The organism is Pseudomonas sp. EA_65y_Pfl1_P113 (assembly GCF_963970525.1).
Lineage (GTDB): Bacteria > Pseudomonadota > Gammaproteobacteria > Pseudomonadales > Pseudomonadaceae > Aquipseudomonas > Aquipseudomonas tritici.
On sequence record NZ_CAXAQM010000008.1, the window covers coordinates 94,341 to 119,900 of the forward strand.

Sequence of the window (25,560 nt, forward strand, 5' to 3'; positions counted from 1 at the left end):
GCTCGTTTTTGAGCTTTCGATAATTTCAACAAGCGAGGAGGACCGCCATGGGCGTGACCAACCGGTTGGCCTGTTACTCCGACCCCGCCGACCACTATTCCCACCGAGTACGCATCGTGCTCGCAGAGAAGGGTGTCAGCGCCGAGATCATCACTGTGGAGGCAGGTCGCCACCCGCCGAAACTGATCGAAGTGAACCCTTACGGCAGCTTGCCCACCCTGGTCGATCGTGACCTGGCGTTGTGGGAGTCAACCGTGGTGATGGAATACCTGGATGAGCGTTACCCGCATCCACCTTTGCTGCCGGTGTACCCGGTGGCGCGTGCCAACAGCCGCCTGCTGATCCATCGGATCCAGCGTGACTGGTGTGGGCTGGTGGATCTGATTCTGGACACACGCAGTAAAGAGCCGGCACGAGTGCAGGCGCGTAAGGAATTGCGCGAGAGCCTGACCGGTGTTTCGCCGTTGTTCGCCGACAAACCTTTTTTCCTCAGCGAGGAACAAAGCTTGGTGGATTGCTGCCTATTACCGATACTCTGGCGCTTGCCGATTCTCGGTATTGAACTGCCGCGGCCGGCCAAGCCGCTGCTTGATTACATGGAGCGCCAGTTTGCGCGTGAGGCTTTCCAGGCGAGTCTGTCTGGTGTCGAACGCGATATGCGCTAAGGCTTAAGGAGCCGCTGATGAACTCCAGTCGACCCTACTTGGTCCGCGCGCTCTATGAGTGGATTGTGGACAACGATTGCACCCCGCACATGCTGGTCAATTCCGAATTTCCTGCGGTTCAGGTACCGGAGGGTTTTGCCAGTGATGGACAAATTGTGCTGAACGTATCGCCGAGTGCCGTGCGCCACCTGCACATGGACAACGAAGCCGTGAGCTTTGAAGGGCGTTTCGGCGGCGTACCGCATACGCTTTACGTGCCGACTGGCGCCATCCTCGGCATTTATGCCCGGGAGAACGGCCAAGGCATGGTGTTCGATCTGGAGTCGCCTTTCGAGGATGACGAAACGATCGAAGCAGAAGATGGCGACGATCTGCCGCCACCGGATTCCGAGCCACCGCGCCCTAGCGGCCGGCCGAGCCTGAAAGTCGTGAAGTAACCGGTTTTCACCCTCGGGTGAGCCTCAAAAATGCCTCGATCTGTGTCGGGGCATTTTTTTGCGCGCAGGATATCAATGAAAGTCGTGCCCGGGCAGTGATCGTACAACCGCCATGGGCTATGATGCGTGTTCAAGTTCGCCGAGAAAAATGGATCATCATGGATAACGCTGCCACCGCCCCTCGTCTTCCCCGCAAGCGTCGCAGCCTTGCCCAGGAATTGGTCACGGTGTTGTCCGAGCAGATCCGCGACGGTCAGCTCAAGCGTGGCGATAAACTGCCCACCGAGTCGGCGATCATGGATGCCCATGGGGTCAGCCGCACCGTGGTGCGTGAGGCCATCTCACGCTTGCAAGCGGCGGGGCAGGTCGAGACCCGTCACGGTATCGGCACGTTTGTGCTGGATACGCCGAGCCCAAGCGGCTTCCGTATCGACCCGGCCACCGTGGTAACGCTGCGTGATGTGTTGGCGATTCTGGAATTGCGGATCAGCCTGGAAGTGGAGTCCGCAGGGTTGGCCGCATTGCGTCGCAGCGACGAGCAACTGGCCGCCATGCGTGCGGCGCTCGATGCCCTGAATGAAAGCGCGGCCCATGCCGGCGATGCTGTAGCCTCCGATTTTGCGTTTCACCTCGAAATTGCGCTGTCGACCGGTAACCGCTACTTCACCGATATCATGACCCACCTGGGCACCAGCATCATTCCGCGTACCCGTTTGAATTCTGCGCGCTTGGCGCATGATGACCAGCAGCATTACATGGGGCGTTTGAGCCGCGAGCACGAAGAAATTTATGAGGCGATTGCGCGCCGGGATTCAGATGCGGCGCGGGCGGCGATGCGGTTGCATTTGACGAATAGTCGTGAGCGGCTGCGCCATGCCCATGAAGAGGCGGAGGCGCAGCGGGGGTAAGGACCGAGGTTAAGGATATGGATTTGATGACGGATCTAAGAAGATTACAACTTCGCTTGCATCCTCATCAAAAACCTTGCGTACGACTTGTTGTAAGCCAGTCACAGTACTGAAAATCTCATCACCAATTTCTGGCTCGTAATCCAGTGGGCGTGGTGGTTTGCCTTTTTGCGCGATTTTAACTGTCAGATTCTTGGACATGGGTCACCTCTAAAATTATAAGAAGAAACGTGCCCCCCGAATTTTCTGTGCCCTAAACTTTTACTGTAACGATCTTTCGGGAAGTCGAATGTACGTTATGGATGTAATGAATAAGGCTCTACTGTCAGAACTGACAGTAGCGACGAACGGCTTTTAGAGATTGATCCGTTTGAGCAAGATTTAGGTTTGTCTCAAGGCTGCGGCTTATTCGGCTTGTAGTCCTTCAACAACAAATACGTACTCCACCCCCACCAATCATTCGTCCAGTGCTTGTCGTTCAAGTCATTCACATCCTTGCGCCTCAGCACCTTTTTACCCTCTACCTTAAACAGCGGTGAGAAGTTATTCGCCGCGTTCTGCGCGGCATTCAGGTCCGGCACATGCAGCGGTGCCTTGAAGTTGGCCGGGGAGGGCGGAACACCACTGATGAAGGTGTCGAAGACCTCATCCGCCGAGGCCTGCACCGCACGTTTTACCTGCGTCCGGTTGTCCGCGTCGATGGCGTCGAAGTAGCGTTTATCCCCATAAGCGTGCCACTGATCTCCTAGGGCATTGCGCACCTTGAGCCCGAACGTGCTGTCTTCATCGTGCATGAAACGGCTGATCAGCGAGCCCAATTCACCGGGCGTTACCACGGCCGCCAACTGCTTGCGCGGAACCCGCAAGTGGCCTGCGGAAAACAGATCGGTCAAAAAGTGATCAGCAAAGCTGTTCATGGCATACGCCAGTTCCAGGGCCTGGTCGGTGCCGGTTTGGTGAGCCACCACGGCTTGTTGCAGCGCCGCCGTATGCCCCGCCAAATAGGCCGACAGCGCCCATTCGCCGAAGTGGTCGGCATTGTCCGCCGCCAGTTTCAGGTAGCGGCCCAACGGGACAAGCGCCGAAACAGCGCTGCCACCGCCAGTGATGCGGTTCCATTCCTCAGACAGCGTATCGCCCAGGGCGTCATAGGCTTGATGAGCCTGCTTGCCGTCCTTTATTGCCTGTTTGACCGCAGTGACCTCCTTTTGCATCACCGCCAGGATCTTGTGTGCTTCTTCTCGCGAAGCGGGCAGCACGGCCAGCGAGTTGAAAGCGCCAGTGAAGCGCTGCACGCGCTCTGCGGGGGACGCACCATCGCTGATGGGCTGGCCGGGGATGCCATAGAAGTCGCCGCCCAGGGCGATCACTTGGCCATAGGTGAGCGCCAAGCCGTTGGGCAGGTGCAGTTCGACTTGGCGCGCGGGGATCGCCGGTGCGTCCTTGACGAAGCGCAACAGGGTGTCATCGCCAATGGCAGTGTGTTCACCGCCTTCGAAACGTAGGGTAGGCGTGTTTTTTTCGGGTGCCGCGAGTTCAAACCCTGACATGTTAGCTCCTTGCTATGTCGTAGGAATCTTCCTTTGATACTGTATGCACATACAGTATTGGCGAGCTTAGAGGAAATTTTTCCTACGTCAAGAAGGCGGCTCTAAACACCTTGCGGATGAAGTTTGATGAATTGCAGTTGACGAATATTTTTATAGTTGTACGATGACGTACGACATCACCAAAACCAACAATAACCTTTCGACAGAAAGTCTTTACCCAGGGTGTTCGAATAATGAATCCACAAGAACTGAAGTCCATCCTCTCCCACGGTCTGCTCTCTTTCCCGGTGACCGATTTCAATGCCCAGGGTGACTTTCACCAGGCGGGCTACATCAAGCGTTTAGAGTGGCTGGCCCCGTATGGCGCGACCGCCTTGTTCGCGGCCGGCGGCACTGGTGAGTTTTTCTCCCTCGCTGCCAGCGAATATTCCCAGGTGGTGAAAACCGCCGTTGATACCTGCGCGACCAGCGTGCCGATCCTCGCCGGCGTGGGCGGTTCGACCCGCCAAGCTATCGAGTACGCTCAAGAAGCCGAGCGTCTGGGGGCCAAAGGCCTGCTGTTGCTGCCGCACTACCTCACCGAAGCCAGCCAGGACGGCGTTGCCGCTCACGTTGAAGCCGTGTGCAAATCGGTCAAGATCGGCGTGGTGGTCTACAACCGCAATGTCTGCCGCCTGACCGCACCGCTGCTGGAACGTCTGGCCGAGCGCTGTCCGAACCTGATCGGCTACAAAGACGGCCTGGGTGACATTGAGTTGATGGTGTCGATCCGCCGTCGCCTGGGTGACCGTTTCAGCTACCTTGGCGGCCTGCCGACGGCAGAGGTTTACGCCGCTGCCTACAAGGCCTTGGGCGTGCCGGTGTACTCCTCGGCGGTGTTCAACTTCATCCCGAAAACCGCGATGGATTTCTATCACGCGATTGCCCGCGAAGATCACGCTACCGTTGGCAAAATCATCGACGACTTCTTCCTGCCATACCTGGACATCCGTAATCGCAAAGCCGGTTATGCCGTGAGTATCGTCAAGGCCGGTGCAAAAATCGCAGGCTATGACGCCGGCCCGGTGCGTACGCCGCTGACCGACCTGTTGCCGGAAGAGTACGAAGCCCTGGCCGCGCTGATCGACAAGCAAGGCCCGCAATAACCTATCTATAAGGCCGCTGAGCAATCAGCGGCCTTTTGCGTCAGGAGAAGATTCGTGTCCCAAGCCCAACGTTTTGACAACTACATCAACGGCCAATGGGTGGCCGGCGCTGACTATTGCGTCAACCTCAACCCGTCGGAGTTGTCCGATGTCATTGGTGAATACGCCAAGGCTGATGTCGCCCAAGTCAACGCCGCCATCGATGCTGCTCGCGCGGCGTTCCCGGCCTGGTCCACTTCCGGCATTCAAGCGCGCCACGATGCCTTGGATAAAGTCGGCAGCGAAATCCTCGCGCGCCGCGAAGAGCTCGGCACCTTGCTGGCTCGGGAAGAAGGCAAGACACTCCCCGAGGCCATCGGCGAAGTGACCCGTGCCGGTAACATTTTCAAGTTCTTCGCCGGCGAATGCCTGCGCTTGTCCGGTGACTACGTGCCGTCGGTACGTCCAGGCGTCAACGTTGAGGTCACTCGCGAAGCCTTGGGTGTGGTCGGCCTGATCACTCCGTGGAACTTCCCGATTGCCATCCCCGCGTGGAAGATCGCCCCAGCCCTGGCCTACGGCAACTGCGTAGTGATCAAACCTGCTGAACTGGTACCGGGTTGCGCCTGGGCCCTGGCCGAAATCATCTCGCGCGCCGGTTTCCCTGCCGGTGTATTCAACCTGGTGATGGGCAGCGGTCGTGTGGTGGGCGATGTGCTGGTCAACAGCCCGAAAGTCGATGGCATCAGCTTCACCGGTTCTGTCGGTGTAGGTCGCCAGATCGCTGTCAGCTGTGTCTCGCGCCAGGCCAAAGTGCAACTGGAAATGGGCGGCAAGAACCCGCAGATCATCCTCGACGACGCCGACCTCAAGCAGGCCGTCGAGCTCTCAGTACAGAGCGCGTTCTACTCCACCGGCCAGCGTTGCACCGCCTCCAGCCGCTTGATCGTCACCGCCGGTATTCACGACCAGTTCGTCGCGGCCATGGCTGAGCGCATGAAGTCGATCAAAGTCGGCCACGCCTTGAAAAGCGGCACCGATATCGGCCCGGTCGTTTCCCAGGCCCAGTTGGACCAGGACCTCAAGTACATCGACATCGGCCAAAGCGAAGGTGCGCGGCTGGTCAGCGGTGGCGGCCTGGTGACCTGTGATACCGAAGGCTACTACCTGGCGCCGACGCTGTTTGCCGACAGCGAAGCCGCCATGCGCATCAGCCGTGAAGAAATCTTTGGCCCAGTCGCCAACGTTGTGCGCGTGGCGGACTACGAAGCGGCGCTGGCCATGGCCAACGACACCGAGTTCGGTTTGTCGGCGGGCATTGCCACTACTTCGCTGAAGTACGCCAACCACTTCAAACGCCACTCCCAGGCCGGGATGGTGATGGTCAACCTGCCAACTGCGGGTGTGGATTATCACGTTCCATTCGGTGGCCGTAAGGGCTCATCCTATGGTTCGCGTGAGCAAGGTCGCTATGCACAAGAGTTCTACACCGTGGTGAAGACCAGCTACATCGGTTCGTAACCGCGACACCAGGTGGGGGCCAGATGCCTGCTGGCTCCCCCAACAAAAAAACAGAAAACCATTACCCGCAAAAAAAATAATTAGTGGGAGTACTTCTACATGCAAGCGACCAAGCCGACCCACGTCCGCTATTTGATCCTGCTCATGCTGTTCCTGGTGACCACGATCAACTACGCCGACCGGGCCACCATCGCCATCGCAGGCTCCAGCCTGCAAAAAGACCTCGGTATCGACGCGGTCACCCTCGGTTACATCTTCTCCGCATTCGGTTGGGCCTACGTGGCCGGGCAAATCCCCGGCGGCTGGCTGCTGGACCGTTTCGGCTCGAAAAAAGTCTATGCCCTGAGCATCTTCACCTGGTCACTGTTCACCGTGCTGCAAGGCTATGTCGGTGAGTTCGGCGTCTCCACCGCCGTTGTTGCGCTGTTTATGCTGCGCTTCATGGTGGGCCTGGCCGAAGCGCCATCCTTCCCCGGTAACGCACGTATCGTGGCAGCGTGGTTCCCTACCGCTGAGCGCGGTACCGCCTCGGCGATCTTCAACTCGGCGCAGTACTTTGCCACTGTGTTGTTCGCGCCACTGATGGGCTGGATCGTCTACCGCTTTGGCTGGCAGCACGTGTTTATCGTGATGGGCGTGATCGGCATTACCTTCTCGCTGATCTGGCTGAAAGTTATCCACAGCCCGCGCCAGCACCCGCTGATCAACGAAGCAGAGCTCAATCACATCGCCGCCAACGGCGCGATGGTCGATATGGATCAGGACAAAGGCAAGGGCAAGAAAACTGACGGTCCGAAGTGGGATTACATCCGCCAGCTGCTGACCAACCGCATGATGCTCGGCGTCTACTTGGGCCAGTACTGCATCAACGGCATCACTTATTTCTTCCTGACGTGGTTCCCGGTGTACCTGGTGCAGGACCGTGGCATGACCATCCTCAAGGCGGGTTTCATCGCCTCGTTGCCAGCGATCTGCGGGTTTATCGGTGGCGTGCTCGGTGGGGTGATTTCCGACTACCTGCTGCGCAAGGGCCATTCCCTGACGTTCGCGCGCAAAGCGCCGATCATTGCCGGCCTGTTGGTCTCCAGCAGTATCATCGCGTGTAACTACGTTGACGTTGAGTGGATGGTCGTGGGCTTCATGGCGTTGGCCTTCTTCGGCAAAGGCGTTGGCGCACTGGGTTGGGCGGTAGTGTCCGACACTTCGCCGAAACAAATCGCCGGCCTCAGTGGCGGCTTGTTCAACACCTTCGGTAACCTGGCGTCGATCACCACCCCGATTGTCATCGGTTACATCATCGCCACCACCGGTTCGTTCAAGTGGGCCCTGGTGTTCGTCGGCGCCAACGCGCTGGTGGCGGTATTCAGCTACCTGGTCATCGTCGGTCCGATCAAGCGTGTGGTACTCAAAGAGCCACCAGCCAAAGGCCCAGAGCTGACCAACCTTACCGAAGCGCATTCCTGAGGGGCGATGTAATGCAGTTGATTGAACATGCCGACTCGCCGCGCTCGATTCGTTTGCACGAGCGCGACAACGTGGTGATCGTGGTCAATGACCAGGGTGTACCGGCCGGGACGGAGTTTCCGGATGGCCTGGTGACCGTGGATTTCATCCCCCAGAGCCACAAGGTGACCTTGGAAGATATCCCTGAAGGCGGTCAGATAATTCGCTACGGCCAGACCATCGGTTACGCCTTGGCGCCGATTCCGCGCGGCAGTTGGGTGCAGGAAGATCAACTGCGCATGCCGACCGCGCCGCCGCTGGACAGCTTGCCGCTGTCCACCGAGGTGCCTGAGACCCAGGCGCCGCTGGAAGGGTTTACGTTCGAGGGATACCGCAATGCCGACGGCACCGTGGGCACGCGCAATATCCTCGGCATCACCACTACGGTGCAGTGTGTCACCGGGGTGCTGGACCATGCGGTCAAGCGCATCAAGGATGAGTTGCTGCCCAGGTACCCACATGTCGACGACGTAGTGGCGCTGACCCACAGCTACGGCTGCGGGGTGGCGATCACGGCGACGGATGCCTACATCCCGATCCGTACCGTGCGCAACCTGGCGCGCAACCCGAACCTGGGGGGCGAAGCACTCGTGATCAGTCTGGGCTGTGAGAAATTGCAGGCCGGGCAGGTGATGCACGATAACGACAGCTCCGTTGACCTCAGCGAGCCGTGGCTGTATCGGCTGCAGGACTCCAGCCACGGTTTCACCGAGATGATCGAGCAGATCATGGCGCTGGCCGAGACGCGCTTGAAGAAACTCGACCAGCGTCGCCGGGAAACCGTGCCGGCGTCCGAGCTGATCCTGGGCATGCAGTGTGGTGGCAGCGATGCATTTTCCGGCATCACCGCCAACCCGGCACTGGGCTACGCCTCGGATTTGCTGTTGCGGGCGGGGGCGACGGTGATGTTTTCCGAAGTCACTGAAGTCCGTGATGCCATCTACCTGCTGACTTCGCGTGCAGAGAGCAAGGAAGTTGCCCAGGAACTGGTCAGGGAAATGGACTGGTACGACCGTTACCTGGCCAAGGGCGAAGCGGATCGCAGTGCCAACACCACGCCGGGCAACAAGAAGGGCGGCTTGTCGAACATCGTCGAGAAGTCCTTGGGCTCTATCGTCAAATCCGGCAGCAGCGCAATTAATGGTGTGCTGGGCCCGGGCGAGCGTTTCAAGGGCAAGGGCCTGATCTTTTGCGCCACGCCGGCCAGTGACTTTGTGTGCGGTACCTTGCAACTGGCGGCGGGGATGAACCTGCATGTGTTCACCACCGGGCGTGGCACGCCTTATGGGCTGGCGATGGCGCCAGTGGTGAAGGTGTCGACCCGTACGGAGCTGGCGCAGCGCTGGCCCGACCTCATCGATATCGACGCCGGGCGTATTGCTACTGGGCGCGCGAGCATCGAGGAGTTGGGTTGGGAGTTGTTTCACTTCTACCTGGATGTGGCCAGCGGCAAAAAGCAGACGTGGGCCGAGCATCACAAGCTGCATAACGACATCACCTTGTTTAACCCTGCGCCTATTACTTGAGACCGAGTCGCCAGCTTCGCGAGCAAGCCCGCTCCCACATTCGACCGCGCTCATGCTGGAGGAATGCGGTCAAAATGTGGGAGCGGGCTTGCTCGCGAAAGCGGTAGACCAGACGAAGCGGCCCACACTGGCTTATCATTAGCCACCTAACGACGCTCACCAAGGTTCTCCCCGGCATGCTGGCAATTTTCCTCACCACCCTCACCATCACCGCGCCGGTGTTTACCATGCTATTCCTCGGTGTGCTGCTCAAGCGCATCAACTGGATCAACGACAACTTTATCCACACGGCTTCATCCCTGGTGTTCAACGTCACCATGCCGGCGTTGCTGTTCCTCGGCATCCTGCATGCCGACCTGCATTCGGCGCTCAAGCCGGGCTTGCTGATTTACTTTTCCGTCGCCACCTTGCTCAGCTTTGCCCTGGCTTGGGGCTGGGCGATCTTTAGATGCAAGCGTGAAGACCGAGGCATCTACACCCAAGGCGCGTTTCGCGGCAACAACGGGGTGATCGGCCTGGCGCTGGCGGCCAGTATGTACGGCGACTACGGCATCTCCCTCGGTGCGATCCTCGCGGCGCTGGTGATCCTGTTCTACAACACGCTGTCGACCATTGTGCTGGCGGTGTACAGCCCGGTGATCAAGTCCGACCCATGGAGCATCTTCAAAAGTGTGGCGGCCAACCCGCTGATCATCAGTGTGATCGTGGCTGCGCCGTTCGCCTATTTTCAGATCGGCCTGCCGGGCTGGCTGGAAAAATCCCTGCAGTACCTGGCAGACACTACGTTGCCACTGGCGTTGATCTGCATTGGCGGCACGTTGTCCCTGGCGGCGCTGCGCAAGAGCGGCAACATGGCGTTGAGCGCGAGCTTGATGAAAATGGTCTGGCTCCCGGTCGTCGCCACGCTGGGGGCATGGTGGCTTGGCTTCCGAGGGCCAGAGTTGGGGATTCTGTTCCTGTACTTCGGCGCACCGACTGCCGCTGCAAGCTTCGTGATGGCGAGGGCAGCTGACGGTAACCATGAATTGGCGGCGGCGATTATCGTAATCACCACGCTGATAGCGGCGGTGACTACGAATATCGGGATCTTTGTGTTGCAGGCCGGTGGTTGGATCTGAGATCGGTGGTGTGGTTCAGGGCCAATCGCAGGCAAGCCCGCTATCTGACAGTCACTGCTTATCGGCCTGATACGCCTCAATCACTTCCTGCGCCGCCCGAAACGCATCAATCGCCGCCGGCACACCGGCATACACCGCGCAATGCAGCAGCGCCTCGCGGATCTCTTCCACCGTGCAACCATTATTCAGTGCGCCCCGCACGTGGCCCTTGAGTTCCTGCGGGCACTTCAGCGCGGTCAGGGCGGCGAGGGTGATCAGGCTGCGGGTTTTCAGCGATAACCCTTCGCGGTTCCACACACTGCCCCAGGCATGTTCGTTGACGAAGTCCTGCAGCGGCTGGGTGAACTCAGTGGCATTGCCCAGGGCGCGGTCGACGAACACATCGCCCATGACCTGGCGACGCATTTCAACCCCGGGCTTTTTCTGATCGGTCATTGCGATTCCCTCTTGTGTTGGCGGCGCCAGGCTCGCAGCGTGCTGAACAACAGAAAAGCCACCAGCACTGGCAGGACATAAAACACCATCAGGTGTTCAAGCTTGTTGGCCAGGGGCATACCGGTGGTGAACGCCATCACGTGCAGCCCGTAGGCCAGGTATAGGCCCAGCAGCACCAGGCCTTCGGCGCGAGTCAGGCGGTAGCCGGTATAGAACATCGGCAGGCACAGGACCACGACAGCCAGCATCACCGGCAGGTCGAAGTTCAGAGCGTTGGGCGATACTGACAGCGGCGAAGGGGCGAGCACGGCGGTCAAGCCCAAGACGCCAAGCAGGTTGAACAGGTTGCTGCCGATCACGTTGCCCACGGCAATTTCCCGCTGCCCGCGCAGGGCGGCAATCAGCGACGTCGCCAGGCACGGCAGCGAGGTGCCGACGCCGATCAGCGTCAGGCCAATCACGCGCTCCGACAGGCCCAGATCGCCCGCCACATCCACCGCTGCGCCCAGCAGCAAATGCCCGGCCAGCACCAGGATCAACAACCCGCTGAGCATCTGCAGCACGCTGCTCAGCCAGGGGGCGCGGGCCACTGTATCCAGCGTGCGTGGGCGGCGAGAGTGACGGGTCTGGTAGTGCAAAACGCCGAGGTAAGCGGCCAGGGCCACGAGCAGCAACAGGCCGTCGGTTGGGGTAAGTTCTTCATTGCCCGCCAGGGTAAACACCAGCAGCCCGGCCAGGATCATCACCGGGATGTCCAGGCGCACCAGCTGCCGCGAGACTCGCAGCGGAATGATCAGCGCCGACAGGCCCAGGGTCACTAGGATGTTGAAGATGCTGCTGCCGATTACGCTGCCCACGGCGATGTCCGTATTGCCCGCCAGGGTGGCCTGCAGGCTGACGGTCATCTGTGGCGCGCTGCTGCCGAAGGCGACAATCGTCAGGCCGATGATCAGCGGCCGTACCTTGAGGCTTGCGGCCAGGCGCACGGCGGCGCGCACCAGGATTTCGGCGCCGATGATCAGCAGCAAGAGGCCGCTGACCAATTCCAGCAGGCTCCAAGGCGAGAGGGCGATTAGTCTGAAAATGGCCAGGCCTCCATCGTCAGTTGCTCAAGGCTTGTACGCGCACTCGCGCTGTACCGCTGCTGATCATGCCCAACTGCTCGGCAGCCTTGCGTGAAAGATCGATCAAGCGCCCACGGATGTGCGGGCCGCGATCATTGATGCGGACAACCACGGATTTGTCGTTGTCGAGATTGGTGACCTTGACCTGGGTGCCGAACGGTAATCGCCGGTGGGCGGCGGTCAGGCCGTATTGGTTGAAGGGTTCACCGCTGGCAGTCTTATTGCCGTGGTGTTTGGCGCCGTAATAGGAGGCGGTGCCGGTTTCGTCATAGCCGTTGGGGTTGATGACGCCGCTGGCGCAACCGGCCAGTAGAGAGAACAAGGCCAGTAGGCCAAGTAGACGCTTCATTTTCAAGATGCCCCATAACAAATGTGGGAGCTGGCTTGCCTGCGATGCAAACGACTCGGTGTCTCAAGAACACCGAGGTGATGCAATCGCAGGCAAGCCAGCTCCCACAGGGTATCCGGGCTGGAAGTGAAATCTGCGCCCGGACCATTCATCGCTATCAGCCTTCAAGCTTGCTTTTCAGCAACTCGTTCACCTGTTGCGGGTTGGCCTTGCCTTTGGAGGCTTTCATCGCCTGGCCCACAAAGAAGCCGAACATCTTGCCGCGCTTGGCTTCGTCTGCCGCACGGTATTGCTCGACCTGCTCGGCATTGGCCGCAAGCATTTCATCGAGTACGGCCGAGATCGCGCCGCTGTCGGTGACTTGCTTGAGGCCACGCTTCTCGATGATCTCGTCCGCGCTGCCTTCACCGCTGGCCATGGCTTCAAACACGGTCTTGGCGATTTTGCCGGAGATGGTGTTGTCCTTGATGCGCAGCAGCATGCCGCCCAGCTGCTCGGCGGAGACCGGCGCTTCGTCGATTTCCAGGCCCTGCTTGTTCAGCAGGCTGCCCAGCTCAACCATCACCCAGTTGGCCGCCAGCTTGGCGTCACCGGCAATGCTCACGACTTTTTCAAAGTAGTTGGCTTGTTCGCGGCTGGAGGCCAAAACGCTGGCATCGTAGACCGACAGGCCGAACTGCTCCTGGAAGCGCTCGCGCTTTTGCTGCGGCAGCTCCGGCAGGGTGGCGCGCACGTCATTGAGGAACGAATCCTCGATGACCACCGGCAACAGGTCCGGGTCGGGGAAGTAACGGTAGTCGTTGGCTTCCTCTTTGCTGCGCATGGCGCGGGTTTCGTCTTTGTTCGGGTCGTACAGGCGGGTTTGCTGGATGACCTTGCCGCCGTCTTCGATCAGTTCGATCTGGCGACGCACTTCGCTGTTGATCGCCTTCTCGATGAAGCGGAACGAGTTGACGTTCTTGATCTCGCAGCGGGTGCCGTACTCGGATTGGCCCTTAGGACGGATCGACACGTTGCAGTCGCAGCGCAGCGAGCCTTCGGCCATGTTGCCGTCGCAGATGCCCAGGTAGCGCACCAGCGCGTGGATCGTCTTGACGTAGGCCACGGCTTCCTTGGCGCTGCGCATGTCCGGTTCGGAGACGATTTCCAGCAATGGCGTACCGGCACGGTTCAGGTCGATACCGGTCGCGCCCGGGAATTCTTCGTGCAGGCTCTTGCCGGCATCTTCTTCCAGGTGGGCGCGGGTGACGCCGACGCGCTTGATGGTGCCGTCTTCCAGAGGTATGTCCAGGTGGCCCTTGCCGACGATCGGCAACTCCATCTGGCTGATCTGGTAGCCCTTGGGCAGGTCGGGGTAAAAGTAGTTCTTGCGCGCGAACACGTTGTGCTGGCCGATCTCGGCGTCAATCGCCAGGCCGAACATCACCGCCATGCGCACCGCTTCCTGGTTCAGCACCGGCAGTACGCCGGGCATGCCCAGGTCTACCAGGCTGGCCTGGGTGTTGGGCTCGGAGCCGAACGTGGTGGCGCTACCGGAGAAAATCTTCGATTGGGTGGCGAGCTGGGTATGAATCTCCAGCCCGATCACAACTTCCCATTGCATAGTGTTCTCCTCAGAAGCCGGTAGGGGTGCGGGTGTGCCAGTCGGTGTTCAACTGGTACTGGTGCGCCACATTGAGCAGGCGGCCTTCCTGGAAATACGGGGCGAGCAATTGTACGCCCACCGGCAGGCCATCGACGAAACCGGCAGGCATGGACAAGCCCGGCAAGCCCGCGAGGTTGGCGGTGATGGTGTACAGGTCTTCCAGGTACTCGGCGATCGGGTCGCCGGTCTTGGCGCCGATCTTCCAGGCCGGGTTCGGCGTGGTTGGGCCGAGGATCACGTCGACGTCTTCAAAGGCTGCCATGAAGTCGTTCTTGACCAGGCGACGGATTTTCTGCGCCTTGAGGTAGTACGCGTCGTAGTAGCCAGCCGACAGGGCGTAGGCGCCGACCATGATGCGGCGTTGCACTTCGGCACCGAAGCCTTCGCCACGCGAGCGCTTATAAAGGTCGGTGAGGTCTTTCGGGTTTTCGCAGCGGTAGCCGAAGCGCACGCCATCGAAGCGCGACAGGTTGGATGACGCTTCTGCCGGGGCGATCACGTAGTACGCTGGAATCGCGTGCTGGTTGTTCGGCAGGCTGATTTCCTTGATGACTGCACCGAGGCCTTCCAGCGTCTTGACGCTGTTGTGCACCAGCTCCGCGATACGCGGGTCGAGGCCGGCGCTGAAGTATTCCTTTGGCACGCCGATGCGCAGGCCTTTGAGCGAGGTGTTCAGGCTGGCGCTGTAGTCCGGCACGGGCTCATCGATGCTGGTGGAGTCCTGCTTATCGAACCCCGCCATGCCTTGTAACAAAATCGCGCAGTCTTCAGCCGTGCGTGCCAGCGGGCCACCCTGATCGAGGCTGGACGCGTAGGCGATCATGCCCCAGCGGGAAACGCGACCGTACGTCGGCTTCAAACCGGTGAGGTTGGTGAACGCGGCCGGCTGGCGAATCGAGCCGCCAGTATCGGTGGCGGTGGCGGCGGGCAGGAAGCGCGCAGCCACTGCGGCAGCCGAACCACCGGAGGAACCGCCGGGCACGTGGTCCAGGTTCCAGGGGTTTTTCACTGCGCCGTAGTAGCTCGACTCGTTGGCCGACCCCATGGCGAATTCGTCCATGTTGGTCTTGCCCAGGGTCACGGCGCCGGCGGCGGCCAGCTTGGACACCACGGTGGCGTCGTAGGGCGCCTTGAAGTTGTCGAGCATCTTCGAGCCGCAGCTGGTGCGAATGCCCTGGGTGCAGAACAAGTCCTTGTGGGCAATAGGTGCGCCCAGCAGCGCGCCATTTTCACCGTTGGCGCGACGTGCGTCGGCAGCCTTGGCCTGGCTCAGGGCCAGCTCTTCGGTGAGGCTGATGAAGCTGTTAACCTTTGGATCGAGCTCGGCGATACGCGCAAGCAGGGTCTTGGTCAGCTCTTCGGAAGAAAACTTTTTGTCGGCGAGACCGCGGGCGATCTCGGCCAGAGTCATGTGATGCATTGCAGGCTCTTTCCCTTTAGTCGATGACTTTCGGAACCAGGTACAGGCCGTTTTCGACCGCTGGCGCGATGGACTGGTAAGCCTCGCGATTATTATGCTCGGTCACGACGTCTGCGCGCAGGCGCTGGCTGGCTTCCAGTGGATGAGCCAGGGGCTCGATGCCGTCGGTATTCACGGCCTGCATTTGGTCGACCAGCCCGAGAATACTGTTCAGGGCTGCGGTGGTCTGTGGAAGATCGGCATCATTAAGGCCAAGCGAGGCCAGATGCGCGATTTTTTCCACGTCGGAGCGTTCAAGTGTCATGGGAATCTCCAGTGGAAAACAGAACGGAGGCTGTCCGTGTGTTAGATTGTCGGAACACTACCGCATTTCTACGGTCTTACGGCCGCGATTGTGGGGGTTGGTGCACAGAAAGTCGGCCAATTTAGCACATTGGCGCCTTGCCCAAAATCCCTGTCGTTGTTAGAGTTTGCCGCACTTTTTTACCCACGCGTTGCCTAGGGTCCCTTTCCCATGTTCAAGAAACTGCGTGGCATGTTTTCCAGCGATCTTTCCATTGACCTGGGCACTGCCAACACCCTTATTTACGTGCGCGAGCGCGGTATCGTCCTGAATGAGCCATCAGTTGTGGCCATTCGGACCCATGGTAATCAGAAAAGTGTCGTTGCCGTCGGCACCGAGGCCAAGCGCATGCTCGGCCGCACACCCGGCAATATTGCCGCCATTCGTCCGATGAAGGACGGCGTGATCGCTGACTTCAGTGTCTGCGAGAAGATGCTGCAGTACTTCATCAACAAGGTTCATGAAAACAGTTTCCTGCAGCCCAGCCCTCGTGTGCTGATCTGCGTTCCGTGCAAGTCCACCCAGGTTGAGCGTCGTGCCATCCGTGAATCGGCCCTCGGCGCCGGTGCCCGCGAAGTGTTCCTGATCGAAGAGCCAATGGCTGCTGCGATCGGTGCCGGCCTGCCGGTTGAAGAAGCCCGCGGTTCGATGGTGGTGGATATCGGTGGTGGTACCACTGAAATCGCCCTGATTTCCCTGAACGGTGTGGTGTATGCCGAATCCGTACGTGTAGGCGGCGACCGTTTCGACGAAGCGATCATCACCTATGTGCGTCGTAACTACGGCAGCCTGATTGGTGAGTCCACTGCTGAGCGCATCAAGCAGGAAATCGGTACCGCTTACCCGGGCGGCGAAGTGCGCGAAGTTGATGTTCGCGGTCGCAACCTGGCCGAAGGCGTTCCACGTGCTTTCACTCTGAACTCCAATGAAGTGCTGGAAGCTCTGCAAGAGTCCCTGGCCACCATTGTTCAGGCTGTGAAGAGCGCCCTGGAGCAATCGCCGCCGGAATTGGCTTCCGACATCGCCGAGCGTGGCTTGGTGTTGACCGGTGGTGGCGCGTTGCTGCGCGATCTCGACAAACTGCTGGCCCAGGAAACCGGCCTGCCGGTGATCGTCGCCGAAGACCCGCTGACCTGCGTCGCCCGTGGCGGTGGCCGTGCACTGGAAATGATGGATAAACACACCATGGACCTGCTCTCCAGCGAATGAGTCATTGCTGGTAAGCCCATGTTTCGCCCGCAGGCAGCACTTTGCAGTGCTGCCTGTTGGCGTTTATCTTCTTCAATCTGCATCCAGGCCGGTTAGATGCCGTATGAATAAAGAGAACATTTGTCTGGGAGGAGCGGCCTATTAAACCGCTTTTCGCCAAAGGCCCCTCATTGGGCGTGCGCCTGTTGGTGCTGGTCGTGCTTTCGGTCGCGCTGATGGTGGTCGATGCCCGCTTCGCATTGCTTAAGCCCGTGCGCAGCCAGATGTCGCTGGTGTTGATGCAGGCTTACTGGATCACCGACCTGCCGCAACGTCTGTACCAGGGCGTGGCCAGCCAATTTGGCAGCCGCACTGAGCTGGTTGCCGAGAACGAAAAACTCAAGACCGAAAACCTGCTGTTGCAGGGGCGCATGCAAAAGCTCGCGGCCCTCACCGAACAGAACGTTCGGCTGCGCGAGTTGCTCAATTCCTCCGCGCTGGTCAACGAAAAGGTCGAAGTGGCCGAGTTGATCGGCATGGACCCCAACCCCTTTACCCACCGCATCATCATCAACAAAGGTGAGCGCGACGGTGTGGTCCTCGGCCAGCCGGTGCTTGATGCACGTGGCCTGATGGGCCAGGTGGTTGAGCTGATGCCCTACACTTCGCGGGTATTGCTGCTGACGGACACCACCCACAGCATTCCAGTGCAGGTCAACCGCAACGGCCTGCGTGCGATTGCTAGCGGCACCGGCAACCCCGAGCGCCTGGAACTGCGCCATGTGGCCGATACCGCCGACATCAAGGAAGGCGACCTGTTGGTCAGCTCCGGCCTGGGTCAGCGTTTCCCGGCGGGTTATCCGGTGGCGACGGTGAAGGAAGTGATCCACGATTCCGGTCAGCCGTTCGCCATTGTGCGTGCCGTGCCAACTGCCGCCTTGAACCGCAGTCGCTACCTGCTGCTGGTGTTCAGCGACAATCGCACCCCGGAAGAGCGTGCCAACGACGCCGCCCAGGCTCAGGAAGCGGAAGACCAGAAGAACGGCACGGCGCCAATCATTCCGGCCACCGCGCCTAAGCCTGCCGCTGTCGCACCGGCTACGCCGGCGGTGACTCCGGCCGTGGCCACGCCCGTCAAGCCAGTGGCGCACCCGGTTAAACCGGCCGCGACCAAACCATCTGCTGCTCCGGCTACGCGCCCAGCGGCTACCGCCCCGGCAACCACGCGGCAGAGGGAGGAATAATGGCCGGTACTCATTCGCAAAATGGCTGGATTGTCTGGCTGACTTTTGCCATCGGTTTGCTGCTCAGCGTTTCGCCGCTGCCACAGTTCATGGAAATCCTGCGCCCGCTCTGGTTGGCGCTGCTGCTGGCTTTCTGGTCGCTGAACCTGCCGTATAAAGTCGGTATGGTCACCGCCATGTTCCTGGGCCTGGCGGAAGATGTGCTCTATGGCACCTTGCTGGGCCAGAACGCGTTGATCCTGACCCTGATCACTTTCCTGGTGCTGTCGTTGCAGCAGCGTCTGCGCATGTTCCCGATGTGGCAGCAGTGCCTGGTGATCCTGGTTATCTTCGGCCTGGCGCAGCTTATTCAACTGTGGCTCAGCGCCTTGACCGGTAACCGGCAGCCGACCCTGGCGCTGGTATTGCCGGCTCTGGTCAGCGCCTTGCTGTGGCCATGGATCAGTTTCGGCCTGCGTGGGTTGCGTCGTCGCTATAAGATCAATTGAATGGATTGCGAGGCTCTGCCTGGTTATCGAACCCTAAAGGGAGAGTCTGCAATGAATTCGCTTTACCTGGCCTCGGGCTCACCGAGGCGGCGTGAACTGCTGACCCAGATCGGTGTGCCCTTCACCGTGGTCAGCGCCGCGATTGATGAAACCCCTCTTATAAACGAGTCTGCTGTTTCCTACGTCGAGCGTTTAGCGCGGGGCAAGGCAGCGGCGGGTTTTGCTACGCTTGAACGCCCTGCTGGCGGCTGTGTGCTGGGGGCCGATACTGCCGTGATCGTCGATGGCCTAATCCTCGGCAAACCCACGGACCAGGCCGATGCCTTGGCGATGTTGATGGCCCTGTCGGGGCGTGAACACGAAGTGCTCACCGCCATATCCCTTACCGACGGCCAGCGCTGCGAAACCCGATGTGTCAGCAGTCGTGTACTTTTTCGTGGGATTTCTGTCGAGGAGGCTACAACCTACTGGCACAGTGGTGAATCTCAGGACAAAGCAGGCAGCTATGCTATCCAAGGATTGGGTTCGGTGTTTGTCGCCGGCCTCAATGGCAGTTATTCCGCCGTGGTAGGGCTGCCGGTGTGCGAAACCGCGCAACTGCTCGACCAATTCGGCATACCCTGTTGGCAAAACCTTACCGCGCGCTGAACGCCCTTATTTGCGCACCCAGCCTTAAGTGACCGGTCACTATTGTGAAAACGCCTGAACGAGACCCAGCCATGAGTGAAGAGATTCTGATCAATATCACGCCGATGGAATCGCGCGTGGCGGTGGTAGAGAACGGTGTTCTGCAAGAAGTGCACGTGGAGCGCACCCAGAAGCGCGGGATCGTCGGCAATATCTACAAAGGCAAGGTAGTGCGGGTATTGCCGGGTATGCAGGCGGCATTTGTCGATATCGGCCTGGACCGAGCTGCGTTTATCCATGCCTCCGAGATTTCCCTGCGCGAAGGCCCGGCGGTCGAAAGTATCAGCGCCCTGGTGCATGAAGGGCAGAGCCTGGTGGTGCAAGTCACCAAGGACCCCATCGGCTCGAAGGGCGCACGCCTGACCACTCAGCTGTCGATTCCGTCGCGTTACCTTGTGTACATGCCGCGTACCGCGCATGTCGGCATTTCCCTGAAGATCGAGGACGAAGCCGAGCGCGAGCGCCTGAAAAAGGTGGTCAGCGACTGCGTGGCAGCCGAGGGCATCAAGGAAGCCGGTGGGTTTATCCTGCGCACCGCCGCTGAAGGCGCTGGTGCCGATGAGATCCTCATGGACATCCGCTACCTGCGACGCCTGTGGGACCAGATCGATGCCCAGATCAAGACCATCAGTGCGCCCAGCGTTATTTATGAAGACTTGGGCCTGGCCCTGCGCACGTTGCGCGACTTGGTCAGCCCCAAGATTGAGAAAATTCGCATCGACTCGCGGGAAACTTTCCAGCGCACCACGCAATTCGTTGCCGAATTGATGCCGGAAATTGCCGACCGCCTGGAACACTACCCCGGCGAGCGGCCGATCTTCGACCTGTATGGCGTCGAAGACGAAATCCAGAAAGCCCTGGAACGCAAGGTACCGCTCAAATCCGGCGGCTACCTGGTGGTGGACCCGGCAGAAGCCATGACCACCATCGACGTCAACACCGGCGCATTTGTTGGTCATCGCAACCTTGAAGAAACCATTTTCAAGACCAACCTCGAAGCGGCCACCGCGATTGCCCGCCAGATGCGCCTGCGCAACCTGGGCGGGATCATCATCATCGATTTCATCGACATGGAAGATGAAGAGCACCGGCGCCAGGTGCTGCGTACCCTCGAGAAGCAGTTGGAGCGCGATCACGCCAAGACCAACATCATCGGCATTACCGAGTTGGGCCTGGTGCAAATGACCCGCAAGCGCACCCGCGAAAGCCTTGAACAGGTGCTGTGCGAGCCGTGCAGCAGCTGCCAGGGACGCGGTAAATTGAAGACCCCGGAAACGGTTTGCTACGAGATTTTCCGCGAAATCCTACGAGAGGCACGTGCCTACCAGGCCGAAGGTTATAGAGTGCTAGCCAACCAAAAAGTGGTGGACCGGCTGCTGGACGAAGAGTCCGGCAACGTTGCCGAACTGGAAGGGTTTATCGGGCGCACGATACGCTTCCAGGTTGAAACCATGTATTCCCAGGAACAATACGACGTGGTGCTGCTCTGATCCCCAATCGTTTTCTTTTTATGAGACTGGCAGACCTTGATCTGCTGTCCGACTACCGCCTCGAGGGTCGCCTGACATGGAGCGTCTGATACGCTTTTTTGCCGCTTTGACCCGTTGGGGCCTTGGGCTTTGTGCCTTACTGCTGGTATTGGCAGCGGTGTATGTGAGTCTGGGGCGTGAATTGACGCCGCTGGTGGCCGAGTACCGTGCGGATGTCGAGGCCAAGGCCCAGGCCGCGGTGGGCATGCCTGTGCACATCGGCAGCTTGGAAGGCCGCTGGAGCGGCTTCGCGCCGGTATTGCTGGCCCATGATGTGATGGTGGGCGAGGGCAACAGTGGCTTGCGCCTGGACCAGGTTGAAGTGGTACCGGACATCTGGGCCAGCGTTGTGGCCCGCGAAGTGCGCATTGCTCACTTGCAAGTCAGTGGCCTGCAACTCAGTGCCAAGGAAGACAAGGACGGGAAATGGGTCCTGCAAGGCCTGCCGTTGCAGGACGACCAGCCGCTTGACCCGGAGCAGTTGCTCAAGCGCATGCAGTTGGTCAAGCGTGTGTCGCTGCTCGACAGCCAGGTGACGTTGCAACCGTATGACCATGCGCCAGTGACCCTGACGTATGTCGGCCTCAGCTTGCATACCGGCATCACCCGCCAACGCTTGGACGCGCGCTTGACCTTGCCGGACGGCCAGCCCCTTGCCATGAGTCTGCGCACGCGTATTCGTGCCAGCCAGTGGAAAGACGCTGAAGTCCAGGCCTATCTGAGCCTGCCGCAAAGCGAGTGGGCCAAATGGATTCCTGCCAAGCTGACCCAGCAGTGGAAACTCACCCAGTTCAAGGCCGGTGGCGAATTCTGGTTGAACTGGGCCAACGGTACCGTACAGAGTGCGGTGGCGCGTCTGAACTCTGCGCAGGTCAAGGGCAGCTACGCCGATCGCAAGCCCGTGCATATCGAAAACCTTGCGCTCACCGCCTACCTGCAACGCAGTGACACGGGTCTCAAGGTGCTGTTCGACTCACTGGCGATGAACCTGGGGGAAACACGCTGGGAGTCGCGCGTGCAACTGCAGCAAACCCAGGCCACCGATAAGGCTCAGGAGGTCTGGAAGCTGCAGGCCGACCGCCTTGACCTGACGCCAATCACGCCACTGCTCAACGCCCTGGCACCGCTGCCGGAAGGGTTCGCCAAGACTGTAGAGCACCTCAAGGCCACTGGCATGCTGCGTAATGTGCTGGTGGATTTTCGCCCTCAAGACACTACCGATCAAAAACTCAGCTTCGCTGCCAACCTCGAGCGCATTGGTTTTGATGCCTACTCTGGCGCGCCGGCCGCGCGTAACGTCTCCGGCAGCATCAGCGGCGACTTGGGCCAGGGCGAGTTGCGCATGGACAGCAAGGACTTTTCCCTGCACCTCGATCCGATCTTTGCCAAGCCGTGGCACTACATCCAGGCCAATGCGCGCCTGACGTGGAAGCTGGACAAAGAAGGCTTCACCCTGATCGCCCCTTATATCAAGGTGCTGGGCGAAGAGGGCAAGGTGGCTGCTGACTTCCTGATTCGCCTGCATTTTGACCACAGCCAGGAAGACTACATGGACCTGCGCGTCGGCATGGTCGAGGGTGATGGGCGCTTCACCTCCAAATACTTGCCGGCGGTATTGAGCCCCGCGCTGGATGAATGGTTGCGCACGGCGATTCTCAAGGGCGCGGTGGATCAAGGGTTCTTCCAGTACCAGGGTTCGCTGAACCACGACGCGCTGCCGGCTTCGCGCAATATCAGCCTGTTTTTCAAGGTGCATGACGCCGAACTGGCCTTTCAGCCGGGCTGGCCGCATGTGAGCAAGGTCAATGGTGAAGTGTTTGTCGAGGAAAGCGGTGTGCGCATCCTGGCCAGCAAAGGCCAGTTGCTCGACACGAAGGTCAAGGACATCTACGTCAATATCCCTCACGCACCTGCGGGCAAGGACAGTCACCTGTTGCTCACCGGTAATTTTGCCGGTGGCTTGGGCGATGGTCTGAAAATCCTCCAGGAAGCGCCGATTGGCACCGCATCGACGTTCTCCGGATGGAAGGGTGAGGGCGACTTGCAAGGCAGCCTTGACCTGGATATTCCGTTGACCAAGGGTGTCGATCCAAAAATCGTGGTGGACTTCAAAACCGATAAGTCGCGCTTGCAACTGGCTGAGCCGACCCTGGACCTGACCCAACTCAAGGGTGATTTCCGTTTTGACAGCACTAAAGGCCTCAGTGGCCAGAACATCACGGCCCAAGCGTTCGACCGGCCGATCACCGCGCAGATTTTCGCCGATGGCAAGCCGGGCAGCATCAGCACCCGCGTGGCTGCAAAGGGCCAGGTGACGGTCAAGCGGCTGACGGACTGGTTGAAAGTCAGCCAACCGCTGCCGGTGTCCGGCGATATTCCCTACCAACTGCAATTGACCCTGGACGGCGCGGACAGCCAACTGATGGTCAGTTCCAACCTCAAAGGTGTGGTGGTGGATTTGCCCGCTCCGTTCGGGATGCCAGCCAACCAGGGGCGTGACAGTGTGTTTCGCATGACCTTGCAGGGCGCCGAGCGCCGTTATTGGTTCGATTACGGCGAACTGGCGAGCTTCACCTTTGCTGCGCCACCGGACAGATTCAATGATGGCCGCGGTGAACTGTTCCTCGGGGATGGGGGCGCCGTGCTGCCGGGTGCCAAGGGTTTGCGCATTCGTGGTGTGCTCTCGGAACTGGACATCGATCCGTGGAAAAAGCTGGTGAACCAGTACGCCGGCAATGACCCGGGGGGGAGTGCCAAGCAACTGCTGAGCAGTGCCGACTTCAAAGTCGGCAAACTCACCGGTCTGGGCACCCAGTTCGATCAGGTCAACCTGCAACTCAACCGCAAACAGGCCGCCTGGGGCTTGCAGCTCGACAGCCAGCAGGCCAAGGGCACAGTCAACCTGCCTGACGCCAAGGGCGCGCCGATTGCGATCAACCTGCACTATGTGAAACTGCCGGCGGTGGATCCGACGGTGCAGGCGGACGAAAACGCGCCGGATCCTTTGGCAAGTATCGATCCCAAGGATATTCCGGCGCTGGATATTTCCATTGATCAGCTGTTCCAGGGCCCGGAACTGGTGGGCGCCTGGTCGCTGAACATCCGCCCGACCGCCAAAGGCCTGGTCTTCAATGACCTGGACCTGGGCCTCAAGGGTATGCAGCTCAAGGGGGCCGGTGGTTGGGAGGGGGCGGCGGGCGACAGCAGCAGTTGGTACAAGGGCCGTTTGGACGGTAAGAATATCGCCGATGTGCTCAAAGGTTGGGGCTATGCTCCCACCGTCACCAGCCATGATTTTCACTTGGATGTGGATGGTCGCTGGCCTGGTTCGCCGGCCTATGTCGGGCCTAAGCGCTTCTCCGGCAGCTTGGATGCGGCTTTGCGCAACGGTCAGTTCGTGGAAGTGGAGGGTGGCGCCCAGGCCCTGCGGGTGTTCGGCCTGCTGAACTTCAACTCCATCGGGCGCCGGTTGCGTCTGGACTTCTCGGACTTGCTCGGCAAGGGCTTGAGCTATGACCGAGTCAAAGGTTTGTTGGCGGCGAGTAACGGTGTATTCGTAACCCGTGAACCGATCACCATGACCGGGCCTTCTACCAACCTGGAGCTCAACGGCACCCTGGACATGGTAGCAGACCGTGTCGACGCCAAGCTGCTGGTCACCCTGCCGGTTACCAATAACCTGCCGATCGCGGCGCTGATCGTGGGGGCGCCCGCCATTGGTGGCGCGCTGTTCCTGATCGACAAGCTGATTGGTGATCGTGTTGCACGCTTCGCGAGCGTGCAATACAAGGTCGAAGGGCCGTGGAAGGACCCGAAAATCACCTTCGACAAGCCATTTGAAAAACCAAACTGAGAGCCTGTGGAGTAGCATGGTCGCATGCCTTTTCTGGAGTGTCGGCCCATGTCCTTTGCGGTAATTCAAATGGTCAGCCAGAGCGATGTGCTGGCCAACCTGGCCCAGGCCCGGCGCTTGCTGGAGCAGGCGGCGGCGGGTGGGGCGAAGCTGGCGGTGCTGCCGGAAAACTTCGCCGCCATGGGGCGTCGCGATGTAGCTGATATCGGCCGCGCCGAGGCGCTGAGCGAAGGTCCGATCCTCCCGTGGTTGAAACAGACCGCCCGCGACCTCACCTTATGGATAGTGGCAGGCACTTTGCCGTTGCCGCCAGAGGACCAACCGCACGCCAAGTCCAACGCCTGCTCACTGCTGGTTGATGATCGCGGCGAAATCGTTGCCCGTTACGACAAGCTGCACCTTTTCGATGTGGATGTCGCTGATGCTCGCGGTCGTTACCGTGAATCCGACGACTATGCTTTCGGGGGGAATGTGGTGGTGGCAGATACGCCCGTCGGCCGTTTGGGCTTGACGGTGTGTTACGACTTGCGCTTCCCAGAGCTCTACAGCGAGTTGCGCGCGGCGGGGGCTGAATTGATTACGGCGCCTTCGGCGTTTACGGCAGTGACCGGTGCGGCCCATTGGGACGTGCTGGTTCGCGCACGGGCCATCGAGACCCAGTGCTACCTGCTGGCGGCGGCTCAGGGTGGCGTACACCCGGGACCACGGGAAACCCATGGCCACGCGGCCATTGTCGACCCTTGGGGGCGCGTGCTGACGCAACAGGATAGAGGCGAAGCGGTGTTGCTTGCCGAGCGCGATAGCAGTGAACAGGCGTCGATAAGGGCGCGTATGCCGGTGGTCAGCCATCGGCGCTTTTTCTCGCAGGGCGCACAGCGGCCTGCTTCGGAACGATGAATTTAA

General features: G+C 60.0%; 23 protein-coding genes. 15 read left to right on the forward strand and 8 right to left on the reverse strand.

The genetic code is table 11. The features are described 5' to 3' along the window. Positions 1-47: 47 nt before the first annotated feature. From AACY52_RS10185 to AACY52_RS10195, 3 genes are all read left to right on the forward strand, one after another. Entirely contained in the window at positions 48-665 is a 618-nt protein-coding gene (locus AACY52_RS10185; protein WP_339417462.1) for a glutathione S-transferase N-terminal domain-containing protein, read from the forward strand. Between the two features lie 17 nt (positions 666-682). Next, positions 683-1,102 (forward strand): ClpXP protease specificity-enhancing factor, encoded by a 420-nt coding sequence (locus tag AACY52_RS10190; RefSeq protein WP_339417464.1) that lies wholly within the window; start codon positions 683-685, stop codon positions 1,100-1,102. A gap of 158 nt (positions 1,103-1,260) precedes the next feature. Further along, complete coding sequence (locus tag AACY52_RS10195; RefSeq protein ID WP_049710006.1) at positions 1,261-2,010, forward strand: FadR/GntR family transcriptional regulator; 750 nt, start codon at positions 1,261-1,263, stop codon at positions 2,008-2,010. 9 nt (positions 2,011-2,019) lie between these two features. Here the strand turns inward: AACY52_RS10195 and AACY52_RS10200 are convergent, their stop codons facing one another. Further along, positions 2,020-2,211 (reverse strand): hypothetical protein, encoded by a 192-nt coding sequence (locus AACY52_RS10200; RefSeq protein WP_339417467.1) that lies wholly within the window; start codon positions 2,209-2,211, stop codon positions 2,020-2,022. A gap of 191 nt (positions 2,212-2,402) precedes the next feature. Next, positions 2,403-3,560 (reverse strand): phospholipase, encoded by a 1,158-nt coding sequence (locus AACY52_RS10205; RefSeq protein ID WP_339427160.1) that lies wholly within the window; start codon positions 3,558-3,560, stop codon positions 2,403-2,405. A gap of 233 nt (positions 3,561-3,793) precedes the next feature. Here AACY52_RS10205 and kdgD point away from each other — a divergent pair, with 233 nt between their 5' ends. The 5 genes from kdgD (at position 3,794) to AACY52_RS10230 (ending at position 10,352) form a co-directional block, all read left to right on the forward strand. After that, positions 3,794-4,705, forward strand: a complete 912-nt coding sequence (gene kdgD, locus AACY52_RS10210) for a 5-dehydro-4-deoxyglucarate dehydratase (RefSeq protein ID WP_339417470.1) — start codon at positions 3,794-3,796, stop codon at positions 4,703-4,705. A gap of 54 nt (positions 4,706-4,759) precedes the next feature. After that, positions 4,760-6,205 (forward strand): aldehyde dehydrogenase family protein, encoded by a 1,446-nt coding sequence (locus tag AACY52_RS10215; protein WP_049710003.1) that lies wholly within the window; start codon positions 4,760-4,762, stop codon positions 6,203-6,205. Between the two features lie 99 nt (positions 6,206-6,304). Beyond that, the gene (locus AACY52_RS10220) at positions 6,305-7,669 is read left to right on the forward strand and encodes an MFS transporter (protein WP_339417471.1); all 1,365 of its coding nucleotides are present in this window, start codon (positions 6,305-6,307) and stop codon (positions 7,667-7,669) included. 11 nt (positions 7,670-7,680) lie between these two features. Further along, positions 7,681-9,234, forward strand: a complete 1,554-nt coding sequence (gene garD / locus AACY52_RS10225; protein WP_339417472.1) for a galactarate dehydratase — start codon at positions 7,681-7,683, stop codon at positions 9,232-9,234. A 176-nt stretch (positions 9,235-9,410) separates the two neighbouring features. Further along, on the forward strand, positions 9,411-10,352 hold the full coding sequence (locus tag AACY52_RS10230) for an AEC family transporter (protein WP_339417473.1): 942 nt from the start codon (positions 9,411-9,413) through the stop codon (positions 10,350-10,352). Between the two features lie 51 nt (positions 10,353-10,403). Here AACY52_RS10230 and AACY52_RS10235 read toward each other — a convergent pair whose 3' ends face one another. The 6 genes from AACY52_RS10235 to gatC form a co-directional block, all read right to left on the reverse strand. After that, complete coding sequence (locus tag AACY52_RS10235; protein ID WP_339417475.1) at positions 10,404-10,787, reverse strand: carboxymuconolactone decarboxylase family protein; 384 nt, start codon at positions 10,785-10,787, stop codon at positions 10,404-10,406. Further along, positions 10,784-11,830: a calcium/sodium antiporter gene (locus tag AACY52_RS10240; RefSeq protein WP_339417476.1), complete on the reverse strand. Its 1,047-nt coding sequence runs from the start codon at positions 11,828-11,830 to the stop codon at positions 10,784-10,786. Before AACY52_RS10240 ends, AACY52_RS10235 begins: the two co-directional genes overlap by 4 nt. Before the next feature lie 58 nt (positions 11,831-11,888). Beyond that, positions 11,889-12,260 carry a septal ring lytic transglycosylase RlpA family protein gene (locus AACY52_RS10245; RefSeq protein WP_339417478.1) on the reverse strand — a complete coding sequence of 124 codons (372 nt, stop codon included), beginning with the start codon at positions 12,258-12,260 and terminating at the stop codon, positions 11,889-11,891. Between the two features lie 157 nt (positions 12,261-12,417). Continuing rightward, positions 12,418-13,863, reverse strand: coding sequence for an Asp-tRNA(Asn)/Glu-tRNA(Gln) amidotransferase subunit GatB (gene gatB / locus AACY52_RS10250; RefSeq protein WP_339417480.1), 1,446 nt, complete (start codon positions 13,861-13,863; stop codon positions 12,418-12,420). A gap of 10 nt (positions 13,864-13,873) precedes the next feature. After that, the gene (gatA, locus tag AACY52_RS10255; RefSeq protein ID WP_339436116.1) at positions 13,874-15,325 is read right to left on the reverse strand and encodes an Asp-tRNA(Asn)/Glu-tRNA(Gln) amidotransferase subunit GatA; all 1,452 of its coding nucleotides are present in this window, start codon (positions 15,323-15,325) and stop codon (positions 13,874-13,876) included. 16 nt (positions 15,326-15,341) lie between these two features. Beyond that, positions 15,342-15,629, reverse strand: coding sequence for an Asp-tRNA(Asn)/Glu-tRNA(Gln) amidotransferase subunit GatC (gene gatC / locus AACY52_RS10260; protein ID WP_049709995.1), 288 nt, complete (start codon positions 15,627-15,629; stop codon positions 15,342-15,344). Positions 15,630-15,839: 210 nt separating this feature from the next. On the opposite strand from gatC, the gene mreB reads away from it, so the two are divergent. From mreB to AACY52_RS10295, 7 genes are all read left to right on the forward strand, one after another. Next, positions 15,840-16,877, forward strand: a complete 1,038-nt coding sequence (gene mreB, locus AACY52_RS10265) for a rod shape-determining protein MreB (protein WP_002555108.1) — start codon at positions 15,840-15,842, stop codon at positions 16,875-16,877. A 140-nt stretch (positions 16,878-17,017) separates the two neighbouring features. Then, on the forward strand, positions 17,018-18,100 hold the full coding sequence (gene mreC, locus AACY52_RS10270; protein WP_339417600.1) for a rod shape-determining protein MreC: 1,083 nt from the start codon (positions 17,018-17,020) through the stop codon (positions 18,098-18,100). Then, a complete protein-coding gene (gene mreD, locus AACY52_RS10275) occupies positions 18,100-18,588 on the forward strand; it encodes a rod shape-determining protein MreD (protein WP_339417483.1) in 489 nt (162 codons plus the stop codon). Before mreC ends, mreD begins: the two co-directional genes overlap by 1 nt. 51 nt (positions 18,589-18,639) lie before the next feature. Then, the gene (locus AACY52_RS10280; protein WP_339560467.1) at positions 18,640-19,236 is read left to right on the forward strand and encodes a Maf family protein; all 597 of its coding nucleotides are present in this window, start codon (positions 18,640-18,642) and stop codon (positions 19,234-19,236) included. A 71-nt stretch (positions 19,237-19,307) separates the two neighbouring features. Next, positions 19,308-20,765: a ribonuclease G gene (rng, locus tag AACY52_RS10285; protein WP_339417487.1), complete on the forward strand. Its 1,458-nt coding sequence runs from the start codon at positions 19,308-19,310 to the stop codon at positions 20,763-20,765. 76 nt (positions 20,766-20,841) lie between these two features. Next, entirely contained in the window at positions 20,842-24,657 is a 3,816-nt protein-coding gene (locus tag AACY52_RS10290) for a YhdP family protein (protein ID WP_339560468.1), read from the forward strand. Between the two features lie 48 nt (positions 24,658-24,705). After that, the gene (locus tag AACY52_RS10295) at positions 24,706-25,554 is read left to right on the forward strand and encodes a carbon-nitrogen hydrolase family protein (RefSeq protein WP_339417490.1); all 849 of its coding nucleotides are present in this window, start codon (positions 24,706-24,708) and stop codon (positions 25,552-25,554) included. Positions 25,555-25,560 lie beyond the last annotated feature (6 nt).

Coding starts and splice junctions, on each gene's coding strand:
- AACY52_RS10185 (WP_339417462.1), top strand. CDS start 48: ATGGGCGTGACCAACCGGTTGGCCTGTTACTCCGACCCCGCCGACCAC.
- AACY52_RS10195 (WP_049710006.1), top strand. CDS start 1,261: ATGGATAACGCTGCCACCGCCCCTCGTCTTCCCCGCAAGCGTCGCAGC.
- AACY52_RS10295 (WP_339417490.1), top strand. CDS start 24,706: ATGTCCTTTGCGGTAATTCAAATGGTCAGCCAGAGCGATGTGCTGGCC.
- garD (WP_339417472.1), top strand. CDS start 7,681: ATGCAGTTGATTGAACATGCCGACTCGCCGCGCTCGATTCGTTTGCAC.
- AACY52_RS10200 (WP_339417467.1), bottom strand. CDS start 2,211: ATGTCCAAGAATCTGACAGTTAAAATCGCGCAAAAAGGCAAACCACCA.
- mreD (WP_339417483.1), top strand. CDS start 18,100: ATGGCCGGTACTCATTCGCAAAATGGCTGGATTGTCTGGCTGACTTTT.
- kdgD (WP_339417470.1), top strand. CDS start 3,794: ATGAATCCACAAGAACTGAAGTCCATCCTCTCCCACGGTCTGCTCTCT.
- AACY52_RS10205 (WP_339427160.1), bottom strand. CDS start 3,560: ATGTCAGGGTTTGAACTCGCGGCACCCGAAAAAAACACGCCTACCCTA.
- gatA (WP_339436116.1), bottom strand. CDS start 15,325: ATGCATCACATGACTCTGGCCGAGATCGCCCGCGGTCTCGCCGACAAA.
- AACY52_RS10190 (WP_339417464.1), top strand. CDS start 683: ATGAACTCCAGTCGACCCTACTTGGTCCGCGCGCTCTATGAGTGGATT.
- AACY52_RS10290 (WP_339560468.1), top strand. CDS start 20,842: ATGGAGCGTCTGATACGCTTTTTTGCCGCTTTGACCCGTTGGGGCCTT.
- AACY52_RS10235 (WP_339417475.1), bottom strand. CDS start 10,787: ATGACCGATCAGAAAAAGCCCGGGGTTGAAATGCGTCGCCAGGTCATG.
- gatC (WP_049709995.1), bottom strand. CDS start 15,629: ATGACACTTGAACGCTCCGACGTGGAAAAAATCGCGCATCTGGCCTCG.
- mreB (WP_002555108.1), top strand. CDS start 15,840: ATGTTCAAGAAACTGCGTGGCATGTTTTCCAGCGATCTTTCCATTGAC.
- AACY52_RS10220 (WP_339417471.1), top strand. CDS start 6,305: ATGCAAGCGACCAAGCCGACCCACGTCCGCTATTTGATCCTGCTCATG.
- gatB (WP_339417480.1), bottom strand. CDS start 13,863: ATGCAATGGGAAGTTGTGATCGGGCTGGAGATTCATACCCAGCTCGCC.
- AACY52_RS10245 (WP_339417478.1), bottom strand. CDS start 12,260: ATGAAGCGTCTACTTGGCCTACTGGCCTTGTTCTCTCTACTGGCCGGT.
- rng (WP_339417487.1), top strand. CDS start 19,308: ATGAGTGAAGAGATTCTGATCAATATCACGCCGATGGAATCGCGCGTG.
- AACY52_RS10280 (WP_339560467.1), top strand. CDS start 18,640: ATGAATTCGCTTTACCTGGCCTCGGGCTCACCGAGGCGGCGTGAACTG.
- AACY52_RS10230 (WP_339417473.1), top strand. CDS start 9,411: ATGCTGGCAATTTTCCTCACCACCCTCACCATCACCGCGCCGGTGTTT.